Here is an 11,684-nt window from a genome sequence, read left to right on the forward strand (position 1 = left end):
ACTACGTTTTCGCGTAACAAAAACATGCAATGAATTCAACGTCATGCCGAATCCGATGAACACAAATTACTCACAAGAGCGCTATCTTGCAATACTGTATGAACAAATCAGGAAGACGTCTCGCAAAAATCACATCTTCACCAGCATCAGCCCTGCCCTTAATCCCAGTGCGACATTCGGGTTCGGGAACAGCACCGCTTCTTCGTCTGCTTCCACTTTATAGATCCTGCCGTTTTCCTGTGCGATGACAAAACCCTGGCTGAACACGGTGAAATTCACAGCATCAGCCGGGACAAACAGCTGGAAATCTTCTTTTGTGCGGATCACGTCCTGCACTACGCGGTAATGTACCAGCGGCGCGGTGGCGTCACGGGCGGGTAAGGGTTCACCGCTGACCAGCGTTTCCAGCACACGGCGGATGCCGGTGAACTGGGCATGATCGTTACTGCCAAACGGCAACGCTTTACCCAGTTCCAGCGTGCAGCTGTCTGCCTGAAAAACGTCGCTGCTGAAATGGGTAAAGGTGCCGCCCGGTGAGCGATGATGCACCAGAGCGTCCAGCCCGGCAGCGTCGAGCCATTCGAGCATAGACTCCGCTGGCGGCCGCGCCTGAAAAGGCAGCAGGCCGAAACGCACATGCCGGGATCCGCGGATCGCCGTGTGCAAGTCATAATGCAACCGCTGCGTGGCTCCGGCGGCTGAGGCGCTGCGGTAGAACAGTGCCATCACCTGCTCCAGCTCCTGTGCGCGGCGGGTTTCATCGTTAGGTTTATAACGGGCGTGGCGGCCACCAAACATGCGGTTCATGTCGGTATCCACATAACGTTTGTTGATGCGCATTGACGGCGGATTACCCAGCAACACCAGCAGCCGGGTTCGCAGCAGCCTTTCGCCTGACAACAGCTCGCTGACCAGCTGGCTGAGCAGCTCGATGGGTGCGGTTTCGTTACCGTGAACGCCCGCAGAAATCACCGCCGCCGTCTCACAAGGCTGGCGCGGTGAAAGCTCGAGGATCCCCTCGCCGCGCCACTGCCAGTCCAGCGTTTCCGTTTGTCCCGAAGGCTCAGAAACCGGCTCGCCGGAAAGCGTCACCGCCAGAAAATCAAACATCTGTTCACTCCTGTGATGGCTCAGCGCTGGAACGGATAAATCGGCCCCAGACCGAGAATATTGGTCAGTTCATCGAGCGCGGTGCGCACTTCGGTAAGCAGTTGCGGATCGGCCAGATCTTTGGCCTGCATCCGGTCACGGTAATGTTTATCGACCCAGGTATTCAGGCTGATAAACTGCGTGTCGCTCATCAGGGAGCCCACATTGACCGCGTTCAGTTCATTGCGATTGAGTGCCACGCGCAGACGCAAACACGCAGGTCCGCCGCCGTTACGCATGCTTTCGCGCAGATCAAACACTTCAATCTGATTCACCGGCCCGCCGCTTTCGATCAGCGCCGATAAATAAGACCAGACCCCAACATGCTGACGGGACTCTTCCGGCACCACCAGCAGCATTTTGCCGTCGGATTTGGTCAGTAACTGGCTGTTAAACAGGTATGTCGCGACCGCATCGTCAAGTGACACTTTTGACTGCGGCACTTCAATGGGCTGGAAATCCAGATCCAGCGCGGCCATTTTGCGACGAATTTCCTCCAGTGCGACGGCAGAATTCACAAACGCCTGTTCGTGATGGAAAAGCACGTTGCCGTTGCTGACAGAAATGACGTCGTTATGAAACACACCGCTGTCGATGGCCTGCGGGTTTTGCTGAACAAACACCGTGCGTTGCGCATCCAGCTGATGCAGACGTGCCACCGCGTCACTGGCTAAGCGGGTCTGACGCGCAGGATAGCGCACCGGTTCGTTTTCGCCGGTGACCAGCCCGTCGCGTCCGTACACAAACACCTGCACGCCGGGCTTGTCATATTCGCCGCATAACCGGTTATGGTTGGCCGCCCCTTCATCACCCAGCGCGCCCACCTGCGGCAGCGCCCCGTGATGGGCAAAATAGCGGTCAGCATGAAAGGTCGCACGCAAAATGGCCGATGTAGTGTCAGCTTCGATCGCGCGATGAAATTTATTGTTCAGATTCGCCACGGTGAAATGCACACGGCCATCGGCACTGTCGGCTGAAGGCGACACCGTGGCGGCGTTCGCCACCCACATAGCCGATGCCGAGCTCAGTGACGAAAGCAAACGCGGCGAGTACGCCTGCGCTTTGGTCAGCACTTCACGGTCGCTGCCGCCAAACCCCATCTGCCGTAAGGTGCTGAGATGCGGGCGTTCATGCGGCGGCAAAATGCCCTGCGCAAAGCCGAGATCGGCGAGCGCTTTCATTTTCAGCAGACCCTGTTTGGCCGCCAGACGCGGGTTCGCCACCGCGTTCTGATTTTTGGTTGAGGCTTCGTTGCCAAACGACAGCCCCGCATAATGGTGCGTCGGCCCGACTAAACCATCGAAATTTGCTTCACATCCAGACATGCCTGTCTCCTCAGGTTGTGCGGAAATCAATACCCGGCGACAGCGTCGCGGGGAGTTCCAGCGTGTCTGTTTCCAGCGAGGCCATTGGCCACGCGCAATAATCGGCTGCGTAATACGCGCTCGGTCGATGATTCCCCGACGCGCCGATCCCGCCAAATGGCGCATTACTCGACGCGCCGGTGAGCGGTTTGTTCCAGTTCACAATTCCCGCCCGTGCTTCCAATAATAGCTGCTCAAACCGATCGCGCCCGGCGGAGATTAATCCGGTCGCCAGCCCGAAGCGGGTCTGATTCGCCAGGGCAATGGCGCTGTCAAAATCGCTGTAGCGGTAAATACTCAGCAACGGCCCGAAGTATTCTTCATCAGGCACCCCCGCCACGCCGGTCAGATCGATAATCCCTGGCGTCAGCACGGTATTAAGAGGATCAGGGCGGGTCAGCAGCAGCAGCGGTTTACCGCCCAGCGCCAGTAATTCGTCCTGCGCTTTGAGCATATTGCGTGCGGCTGCGTCAGAAATCACCCCGCCCATAAACGGCTGGGGCTCATCATCCCAGCCGCCAATGCGCAGCTGCAGGGTCACCTCCAGCAGGCGCGCGATAAACGCATCACCCGCCTCGCCCTCTTTCACCAGCAGACGACGCGCACACGTGCAGCGCTGCCCGGCAGAAATAAACGCCGACTGAATGGTCAGGTTAACCGCCGCATCAATGTCTTCCACCGGCTCAACGATCAGCGCGTTATTACCGCCCATTTCCAGCGCCAGAATCTTTTCAGGCTGACCGGCCAGCTGGCGGTGCAACTGATAACCGGTTCCCGCGCTGCCGGTAAACAGCAACCCGTCGATATCTGCGCAGGCCGCCAGCGCTTCACCGGTGCTGCGCCCGCCCTGCACCAGATTCAACACGCCGTCGGGCAAACCGGCCTGTTGCCATAACTTCACGGTTTCTTCCGCCGTTTTAGGCGTCAGTTCACTCGGTTTAAAAATCACGGTATTGCCCGCCAGCAATGCCGGAACGATATGGCCGTTCGGCAGATGACCGGGGAAATTATACGGGCCGAACACCGCCAGCACGCCGTGCGGACGGTGACGCAGCACCGCCTCACCGTCCGGCATCGCGGTATGTTTTTCGCCGGTACGCTGCTGGTTGGCTTCCAGCGAAATCGCCACTTTGCCGATCATGGCCTGAATTTCGGTCAGCGTTTCCCATCGCGGTTTGCTGGTTTCCTGGCTGATGATTTCCGCCAGCCGGGTTTTATGCTCCGTCAGTAAACCGGCAAAACGCTGAATAACCTCCGCGCGTTCTGCCACTGTTTTGCGCGCCCAGGCAGGAAATGCCGTGCGGGCAGCCCGGCAGGCCATATCAACATCTTCCGCGTCAGCGCTCAGCGCCGACCACAGCAGGGTATTGTCCGCCGGATTGATTTTGTTCAGCTGCGCGCCCTGTCCGCTGCGCCACTGGCCCTGAATAAAGAGTGCGGGTTGCATCATGCGAGAGTTTCCTTTTTGAGAGGTTGCGTGGGAGCGTTCAGGTTGCTGCCGGGAAACAGCGCCACGGCGCGCATCATGTCGCCCTCACGCAGCCCGAGAATGTCAGCTTCGGCTGAACTGAGCGTCAGGGACTGCGGCGATTCTTCGCCCGCAATCAGCAGCGCCCGGAAGTTCTGATACTGCTCATTGGCCACCAGATACAGCGGCTCATCGTCGCCGTCCCGGTGGTCTGCCAGGCGAACCGGCCACAGACGGCTCTCTTTCACCGCGCGCAGCTGGTCAATTTCACCTTCCAGCGTCGGGCCGGCATCGAAAATATCCACATAGCCCTGATAACTCAGCCCTTCGCCTTCCAGCACCGCACGCGCCGGGGCGGTATGCGGATGCACTTCGCCGATCACCTCACGGGCTTCGTGGCTGAGCAGGTCGGTGTATAAAGGATGTTTGGGCATCAGCTCGGCGATAAAGGATTTCTGCCCCATGCCGGTCAGGCGGTCGGCTTCGGCGAATTCCATCCCGAAGAAGTGCCGCCCGACGCTGTCCCAGAACGGCGAATGGCCGCTGTCGTCTGAAACACCGCGCATTTCGGCGATCACCTTGCGGGAGAAATATTCTCGAAACGCGGCCAGAAACAGAAAACGCACTTTCGCCAGCAGCTGACCGTTCTTGCCATTGCGGTAATCGGGATCGAGAAACAGCGTGCAAAGCTCGGTATACCCGGTGTGATCGTTGCTGAGAAACAGCGTCGGCACCGGCTTATAAATATTCAGACTTTTGGAGGCGTGCACCAGCGTGCCGAGGCGGAAGTTGTACCACGGCTCGCTCAGGCCCACCGCCACTTCGATGGCGCTTACCCCCACCACTTTCGGCTGTTCTGTGTCTTCGAGCACAAACAGATAGCCCTGATCGGGTTTATCCAGACGGCCTTCCCAGGTCGCCACTGAACGCTCAATGCGCGCACGCAACTGCGCCTCATCCTTGGGCAAAGACGTTAAACCGATGCCGGTTTTGCCTGACAACTGCAGAATATCGGCGAGATCGCCGGGCCGCACAGGTCGAATCAACATCATGATGCTCTACCTCATTTATCCCAAAGAATCACGCGCACAGGCGCGCAACGGCACGCTCAAGGCGGTTCAGCCCTTCTTCAATATCAGCCCCTGGTATGATCAGGGACGGCGCAAAGCGCAGTACATTCGGCCCGGCAATCAGCGCAATCAGCCCCTCTTCTGCGGCCAGCGTGTTCAGCTGTTTGGCCTGATCCTGATAACGCTCGCTCATCACGGCGCCGATGAGCAGGCCCTGCCCGCGCACTTCGCTGAATACCTGATATTGCTCATTGATACGTTTCAGGCCATCGGCAAACCACTGATGGCGCTTGTGCACGCCTGCCAGCACGTCCGGCGTATTGATTATTTCAAACACTTTGCCGGCCACCGCCGTTGCCAGCGGGTTGCCGCCGTACGTGGTGCCGTGCGTGCCCGGCTGGAACAGCACCGCGTAGCGGTCGGTGGTCAGCATTGCGCCAATAGGGAAACCGCCGCCCAGCGCTTTGGCGCTGGTCAGAATGTCCGGCACCACGCCGTAATGCTGATACGCATACAGCTCGCCGGTGCGCCCGACGCCGGTCTGCACTTCATCAAAAATCAGCACCGCCTGATGCCTGTCACACAACTCACGCAGGCCTTGCAGGAATTCGGCCTGCGCGGGCACCACGCCGCCCTCGCCCTGGATCGGCTCGACAATCACCGCGCAGGTACGGGAGGAAATCTGGCTGGCGACCGCGGCCAGATCGTTGAACGGCAGATGGGTAATCGCCTGCGGTAACGGCGCAAAATCTTCCGAGTATTTCGGCTGACCGCCGGTGGTGACGGTAAACAACGTGCGCCCGTGAAACGCGTTTTTGAAGGCGATGATTTCATTCTTTTCGCCGCCGGCTTTGTTGCCATAAAGGCGCGCCAGTTTGAGCGCCGCTTCGTTGGCTTCCGCCCCCGAGTTACAGAAAAACACCTTGTCGGCAAAGGTGGCGTCGATCAGCTGTTTCGCCAGACGCAGCACCGGTTCGTTGGTATAGCCATTGCCCAGATGCCAGACTTTATCCGCCTGCTCAAGCAGCGTTTTACGAATTTCCGGATGGGCATGACCCAGCGCATTCACGGCAATGCCGCCCGCAAAATCGACATAATCTTTGCCCGCCTGATCCCACAGCCAGGATCCTTCGCCGCGCACCGGAATAAACGCGGCAGGGGCATACACCGGCACCATCCAGTCATCAAAGTTCTGGCGGCTGACGTTTTGTGGCTGCTGTTGGTGTTCCATATAAACCTCTTAATGTAAGGCCAGTGACTGGCTGAATTCAGGGTGCAGGAGCCCGCCCCCCATACCGGCAGGATTTCTGGTTATTGGTTTGTTATTTAAAAGTTAATAAATAATCTCACTCAGTCACATCATAGAGTGCAGGCTTCGTGCCAGCAAAGGATAAAAGTGAATAAAAAGAATCAGCACCAGAAAAAACAATCACTTAAACGCGACCGTTATTCACTTTAAATGCATAAAAAATGAATAAACAAAAAAATCCCCTTTCGCAGCAACGAGGGGCAAAGAATGAGTATGCAGGGAAATATTTTGATGTTTGGCGCAATGTTTTAGTCAGGATTGTGATCCGGCGCGTATCACCTGTGCTGTCGCGCAGTGCATTGCCAGAAAACGGTGCAGGCGCGCACGGTTTTGGCGCATCCGCTGCCGTGACCCTGTTCACACTCTGCGCAAATAAAAAAAACCACAGGCGCATCCTTTCTGAAAAGCCCCCGTGAGGTGCTTCATATGTGTTTAATTTGTTAATAAATTGATTTCTTTTTGTTTCATTGTTATCGGTAACACCTGCCATAGCGCGCCCGCATGAACCTGGTGATAGATTTAATTAACCAATATTTTACATATAAAGTTATTGGATTTAACAATTAAGGGCTTTGATCACATTCTGTTTACGAGCGAGAGAAAACAGCTTTCCCGTTAAGTTAATCTCTGAGTGTGGAATAAATAACCACTGCCCGTTCCCTACACCAGAACAGAACATCATAAGAAAGGTACAGACATGAAATTTAACCTCGCATTAGTCAATGCATGTGTGGTTTCAGCATGCATGTTATTCACGACACCGACATTCGCCGCCAAGCCTTACGACATCGCCGTGGTCGCCAAAGTCACCGGCATTCCCTGGTTCACCCGCATGGAAGTCGGCGTAAAAGAAGCCGCGCAAAAACTGAATGTGAATGCCTATCAGGTTGGCGGTTCAACGCCTGATCCGGCACAGCAGGTTAAAGTGATTGAAGATCTGATCGCCAAAAAGGTGGACGCCATTATCGTGGTGCCCAACGACGCCAAAGTGCTGGAGCCGGTGCTGAAAAAAGCCCGCGATCAGGGCATCGTGGTGTTAACCCATGAATCGCCGGATCAGCAAATTGGTCAGTGGGATATCGAAACCATCGACAGCCAGAAATATGCCGAAGCCAATATGGATGAGCTGGCGAAAGACATGGGCGGAAAAGGCGGATACGCCATTTATGTCGGTTCCCTGACTGTGCCATTGCATAACGCCTGGGCAGACGCCGCCATTAAATATCAGAAAGAAAAATACCCCGATATGCATGAAGTCACCTCACGCCTGCCGGTGGCCGAAAACATCGATAAGTCTTACTCCACCACGCTGGATCTCATGAAAACCTATCCTGATCTGAAAGGGATTATCGGTTTCGGTTCCCTCGGCCCGATCGGTGCCGGTCAGGCCGTCCAGCAGAAACGTGCGAAAAACAAACTCGCGGTGGTGGGTATCGCCATGCCCGCTCAGGCTGCGCCATACCTGATGCGCGGTGATATCAAGAAAGTGCTGTTGTGGGATCCGAAAGATGCCGGTTACGCCTTAGTGACCGTCGCCGACCAGCTGTTACAGGGTAAAGAAGTCACCAAAGACCTGAGCATCGAAGGGCTGGGCAAAGCGGATGTGGATATGGATAAACACGTGATCCGCTTTAATAAAATTCTGGAAGTCACGCCAGAGAATGCAAAATCACTCGGCTTCTGATGTAGCTTTTTAATTCTTTAATTTACCGGAGACATATTTATCTCCAGCGCCACACCAGGCAAATAGAAACAGATACGGCGTTGTGTGCTGTGCCGTATCTGAATTTCTAATCAGACATTGAATACTTATTCTAAATAGAACGTTGTAAGGATAATGTGATGAACACTCTCACTCCGTCGTCCGGTTCGCGCACGTCCCCTGCCCCTGCTGAGGCTTTTATCAGCCTCGAAAAAATCAGTAAAAAATTCCCCGGCGTTTTAGCGCTGGATAATGTCAGCCTGACGCTGAATAAAGGCGAAGTGCACTGTCTCGCCGGTCAGAATGGCTGCGGTAAAAGCACCATCATTAAAGTCATTTCCGGCGTCTATCAGCCGGAAAAAGGCGCGGCAATTACGCTCGATGGAAAACTTTTTCATAGCCTGACGCCGCAACTTTCTTCTTATTACGGCATTCAGGTTATTTATCAGGATCTCTCTTTATTTCCGAATTTATCGGTTGCCGAAAATATTGCCATCCACCGTTATTTACCGGGCGGCGATTTTTGGGTACATCGCGAGGCAATGCGCAAAAAAGCTGTGGCCGCTATGCAACGGGTCGGAATTTCTCTGGATCCGGATCGTAAAGTCGAAAAGCTGTCGATCGCCGACCGTCAGTTAGTGGCAATATGCCGCGCAATCGCTGCTGACGCCAGCCTGGTGATCATGGATGAACCCACCGCGTCGCTGACCCGCACCGAAGTGAACGGCCTGCTGCGGGTGGTGAATGAGCTGAAAGCCGCGGGCATCTGCGTGATGTTCGTCAGCCACCGCCTTGATGAAGTGATGGAAGTCGCCGACCGCATCAGCGTGATGCGCGACGGCAAACTGGTGGGCACCTATCCGGCCAGCGAACTCGACAGCAATGAGCTGGCGTTCCTGATGACCGGACAGCGTTTTACCTACAGCCACCTGCCGCACCGCGCACCGGCCAACGTCACGCCGCTGCTGGAAGTCAGCCACCTGAGCCGCAAAGGCCAGTATCAGGATATTTCGCTGTCGCTGCGCCAGGGCGAAATCACCTCGATTATCGGCCTGCTGGGTTCAGGGCGTACTGAACTCTGTATGAGCTTATTCGGCATGAGCCAGCCGGACAGCGGCGAAATCCGCGTTAACGGCAAGGCGGTGAAATTTCACAGCAACCGCGACGCCATCCGTCACGGTATCGCTTATGTATCGGAAGACCGTCTGACGCAGGGGCTGATCATGGAGCAATCCATTTACGACAACACACTGGTGTCGATTTTCGACAAGCTGCACACCGCCACCGGGCTGATGGATCACCGCAAAGCGGCGTCAGTGGTGAAAGACCTGATTCGTGACCTGAACATCAAAGTCTCCGACAGCGGCCTGCCGGTGAAAACGCTTTCCGGCGGCAATGCGCAGCGTATCGCCATCGCCAAATGGGTGGCGACGCAGCCGCATATTCTGATCCTCGATTCGCCGACCGTCGGCGTGGATATCGCCAATAAAGAAGGCATTTACCGTATTGCACGTGACCTGGCGGAATCCGGCATGGCGGTACTGATGATTTGCGATGAAATTCCGGAAGCCTATTACAACAGTCACCGCGTGCTGGTGATGCGCAAAGGCGAACTGGTGGCGGAATTCGCCCCGCACCAGAGCAGCGAAGCGCAGATTGCGGAGGCGATCAATGGATAACAACGCACTGTCGAAACTGTTCTCCCGGCACGAATTCTGGCTGGGATTACTGGTCCTGCTGCTGGTCATCGGCCTGAGCCTCAGCACCAGTGAATTTATGACGCTCGGCAACCTGACCGACGTTGCCACCAGTTACGCCATTCTCGGCATTCTGGCCTGCGGCCTGTTTGTGGTGCTGATTGCCGGGGGTATCGACATCTCCTTCCCGGCGGTGACGTCCATCGGTCAGTACGTGATGGCGAGTTACATCCTCCATCACGGCGGCAGTTTCCCGCTGGCGTTTGCCCTGTCGATGGGCACCGGTTTGCTGCTCGGGCTGGTCAATGGATTTCTGGTGTACTGGCTGCGCGTGCCGGCCATCATCATCACCATCGCCACGCTGAATCTGTTCTACGGATTGCTGGTGTACCTGACCAACGGCACCTGGCTGTATGGCTTCCCCGACTGGTTTATGAATGGCATCAACTGGTTCTCCTTTACCGCCGCGGACGGCTACGACTATGGCCTGACGCTGCCGTTACTCAGCCTGCTCGGGGTGATTATCGCCACCGGTGTGCTGATGAACCGCACCCGCGTCGGACGGCAGATTTACGCCATGGGCAGCAACCGTGACGCCGCGTCGCGCCTTGGTCTGAACATTCTGCGGCTGCATTTTTACGTCTACGGCTTTATGGGATTACTGGCGGGTATTGCTGCGGTGGTTCAGGCGCAAATCACTCAGTCCGTCGCACCGAATTCCCTGCTCGGCTATGAGCTGACGGTGCTGGCGGCGGTGGTGTTAGGCGGCACCAGCATGACCGGCGGGCGCGGTTCGCTCACCGGCACCATTCTGGGTGTCATGCTGCTGGCCTTCCTGCAAAACGGCCTGACGCTGCTGAGTATCTCGTCTTACTGGCATCAGGTGTTCAGCGGCCTGATCATTCTGATCAGCATCAGCAGCACGGCGTGGAATGAAAAACGCAAACTGGCAAAGGGGATGTGACATGACGACCTTAACCCGATTTTTCCCCGGCGACCGCATCATCCGTTTGCAGTTGCTGATCATCGTTGCCGTGGCCGTATTGTTCTCCTTCACGCTGGGCGGCAGTTTTTACAGCGTCGGCAATTTCCAGTCGATCTCTTCGCAGTTGCCTATTCTGGGCATGCTGGCGCTGGGGATGGGCATCACCATGCTTACCGGCGGCATCAACCTTTCGGTGATTGCCGGTGCGAATGCCTGCTCGCTGGCCATGGCGGCCATTATGGTGGCGCACCCGAATCAGCCGGAATATTTCGCGCTGGCGATGCTCGCCGGTCTGGGCGTGGCGGTGGCTATCGGTGTGCTTAACGGCGCGCTGATCGCCTACGTGGGTGTCTCGCCGATTCTGGCGACGCTCGGCACCATGACGCTGATTGCCGGGCTGAACATTCTGCTGACCAGCGGTGCGGTGATTTCCGGCTTCCCGGCGGCCATCCAATATCTGAGCAACGGCAGCCTGCTGGGCATTCCGGTCGCCCTGCTGCTGTTCCTGCTGGTGGCGCTGCTGTTATGGGTGTTGCTCGAACACACCACCCTTGGCCGCAGCCTGTATCTGATGGGCTCCAACGAACAGGCCACACGCTTTAGCGGCGTCAACACCCATAAAGTGACCATTGCGGTGTACGTGCTTTCCGCCCTGCTCGGCTGGGGCGCGGCACTGCTGATGATGTCCAAATTTAACTCGGCGAAAGCAGGCTACGGCGACTCCTACTTGCTGGTGACCATTCTGGCCTCCGTGCTCGGCGGGATTAACCCCGACGGCGGCTTTGGCCGGGTCATCGGGCTGGTGCTGGCGCTGATCGTCCTGCAAATGCTGGAAAGCGGCCTCAACCTGATGGGCGTCAGCAGTTACCTGACGATGGCCCTGTGGGGCGGCGTCCTGATCCTGTTTATCGCTCTGCAAAACAGAAAATCTTAAGCGAAA

At 56.5% G+C, this 11,684-nt stretch carries 10 protein-coding genes; 5 read left to right on the forward strand and 5 right to left on the reverse strand.

The window, feature by feature from the left end:
- Nucleotides 1–129: 129 nt before the first annotated feature.
- Genes astE through ACQZQY_RS18145 form a run of 5 tightly spaced genes read right to left on the reverse strand, consistent with a single transcriptional unit; the run spans nt 130 to nt 6,282 of the window.
- A complete protein-coding gene (astE, locus tag ACQZQY_RS18125; RefSeq protein ID WP_431296147.1) occupies nt 130–1,110 on the reverse strand; it encodes a succinylglutamate desuccinylase in 981 nt (326 codons plus the stop codon).
- Between the two features lie 20 nt (nt 1,111–1,130).
- Nucleotides 1,131–2,474 (reverse strand): N-succinylarginine dihydrolase, encoded by a 1,344-nt coding sequence (gene astB / locus ACQZQY_RS18130; protein WP_390972452.1) that lies wholly within the window; start codon nt 2,472–2,474, stop codon nt 1,131–1,133.
- A 10-nt stretch (nt 2,475–2,484) separates the two neighbouring features.
- Complete coding sequence (astD, locus tag ACQZQY_RS18135) at nt 2,485–3,963, reverse strand: succinylglutamate-semialdehyde dehydrogenase (RefSeq protein ID WP_431296148.1); 1,479 nt, start codon at nt 3,961–3,963, stop codon at nt 2,485–2,487.
- Nucleotides 3,960–5,033 (reverse strand): arginine N-succinyltransferase, encoded by a 1,074-nt coding sequence (astA, locus tag ACQZQY_RS18140; RefSeq protein WP_390972456.1) that lies wholly within the window; start codon nt 5,031–5,033, stop codon nt 3,960–3,962. Before astA ends, astD begins: the two co-directional genes overlap by 4 nt.
- 28 nt (nt 5,034–5,061) lie before the next feature.
- Nucleotides 5,062–6,282, reverse strand: coding sequence for an aspartate aminotransferase family protein (locus ACQZQY_RS18145; RefSeq protein WP_431296149.1), 1,221 nt, complete (start codon nt 6,280–6,282; stop codon nt 5,062–5,064).
- Nucleotides 6,283–6,521: 239 nt separating this feature from the next.
- On the opposite strand from ACQZQY_RS18145, the gene ACQZQY_RS18150 reads away from it, so the two are divergent.
- The 5 genes from ACQZQY_RS18150 to ACQZQY_RS18170 all read left to right on the forward strand — a co-directional run bounded on the left by ACQZQY_RS18150 (nt 6,522) and on the right by ACQZQY_RS18170 (nt 11,678).
- The gene (locus ACQZQY_RS18150; RefSeq protein WP_431296150.1) at nt 6,522–6,776 is read left to right on the forward strand and encodes a hypothetical protein; all 255 of its coding nucleotides are present in this window, start codon (nt 6,522–6,524) and stop codon (nt 6,774–6,776) included.
- Between the two features lie 281 nt (nt 6,777–7,057).
- Complete coding sequence (locus ACQZQY_RS18155) at nt 7,058–8,044, forward strand: autoinducer 2 ABC transporter substrate-binding protein (protein ID WP_056769447.1); 987 nt, start codon at nt 7,058–7,060, stop codon at nt 8,042–8,044.
- 158 nt (nt 8,045–8,202) lie between these two features.
- Entirely contained in the window at nt 8,203–9,741 is a 1,539-nt protein-coding gene (locus ACQZQY_RS18160) for a sugar ABC transporter ATP-binding protein (RefSeq protein WP_431296151.1), read from the forward strand.
- Nucleotides 9,734–10,723 (forward strand): ABC transporter permease, encoded by a 990-nt coding sequence (locus ACQZQY_RS18165; RefSeq protein WP_431296152.1) that lies wholly within the window; start codon nt 9,734–9,736, stop codon nt 10,721–10,723. Before ACQZQY_RS18160 ends, ACQZQY_RS18165 begins: the two co-directional genes overlap by 8 nt.
- A 1-nt stretch (nt 10,724) precedes the next feature.
- The gene (locus ACQZQY_RS18170) at nt 10,725–11,678 is read left to right on the forward strand and encodes an ABC transporter permease (RefSeq protein WP_122094864.1); all 954 of its coding nucleotides are present in this window, start codon (nt 10,725–10,727) and stop codon (nt 11,676–11,678) included.
- Nucleotides 11,679–11,684: the final 6 nt, after the last annotated feature.

It is taken from the genome of Rahnella sp. PAMC25559, assembly GCF_050632365.1.
Lineage (GTDB): Bacteria > Pseudomonadota > Gammaproteobacteria > Enterobacterales > Enterobacteriaceae > Rahnella > Rahnella rivi.

What these genes read in the sequence shown, in the direction of transcription:
- astE (WP_431296147.1), bottom strand. Translation starts at nt 1,110, where the DNA reads ATGTTTGATTTTCTGGCGGTGACGCTTTCCGGCGAGCCGGTTTCTGAG.
- astB (WP_390972452.1), bottom strand. Translation starts at nt 2,474, where the DNA reads ATGTCTGGATGTGAAGCAAATTTCGATGGTTTAGTCGGGCCGACGCAC.
- astD (WP_431296148.1), bottom strand. Translation starts at nt 3,963, where the DNA reads ATGATGCAACCCGCACTCTTTATTCAGGGCCAGTGGCGCAGCGGACAG.
- astA (WP_390972456.1), bottom strand. Translation starts at nt 5,033, where the DNA reads ATGATGTTGATTCGACCTGTGCGGCCCGGCGATCTCGCCGATATTCTG.
- ACQZQY_RS18145 (WP_431296149.1), bottom strand. Translation starts at nt 6,282, where the DNA reads ATGGAACACCAACAGCAGCCACAAAACGTCAGCCGCCAGAACTTTGAT.
- ACQZQY_RS18150 (WP_431296150.1), top strand. Translation starts at nt 6,522, where the DNA reads ATGAATAAACAAAAAAATCCCCTTTCGCAGCAACGAGGGGCAAAGAAT.
- ACQZQY_RS18155 (WP_056769447.1), top strand. Translation starts at nt 7,058, where the DNA reads ATGAAATTTAACCTCGCATTAGTCAATGCATGTGTGGTTTCAGCATGC.
- ACQZQY_RS18160 (WP_431296151.1), top strand. Translation starts at nt 8,203, where the DNA reads ATGAACACTCTCACTCCGTCGTCCGGTTCGCGCACGTCCCCTGCCCCT.
- ACQZQY_RS18165 (WP_431296152.1), top strand. Translation starts at nt 9,734, where the DNA reads ATGGATAACAACGCACTGTCGAAACTGTTCTCCCGGCACGAATTCTGG.
- ACQZQY_RS18170 (WP_122094864.1), top strand. Translation starts at nt 10,725, where the DNA reads ATGACGACCTTAACCCGATTTTTCCCCGGCGACCGCATCATCCGTTTG.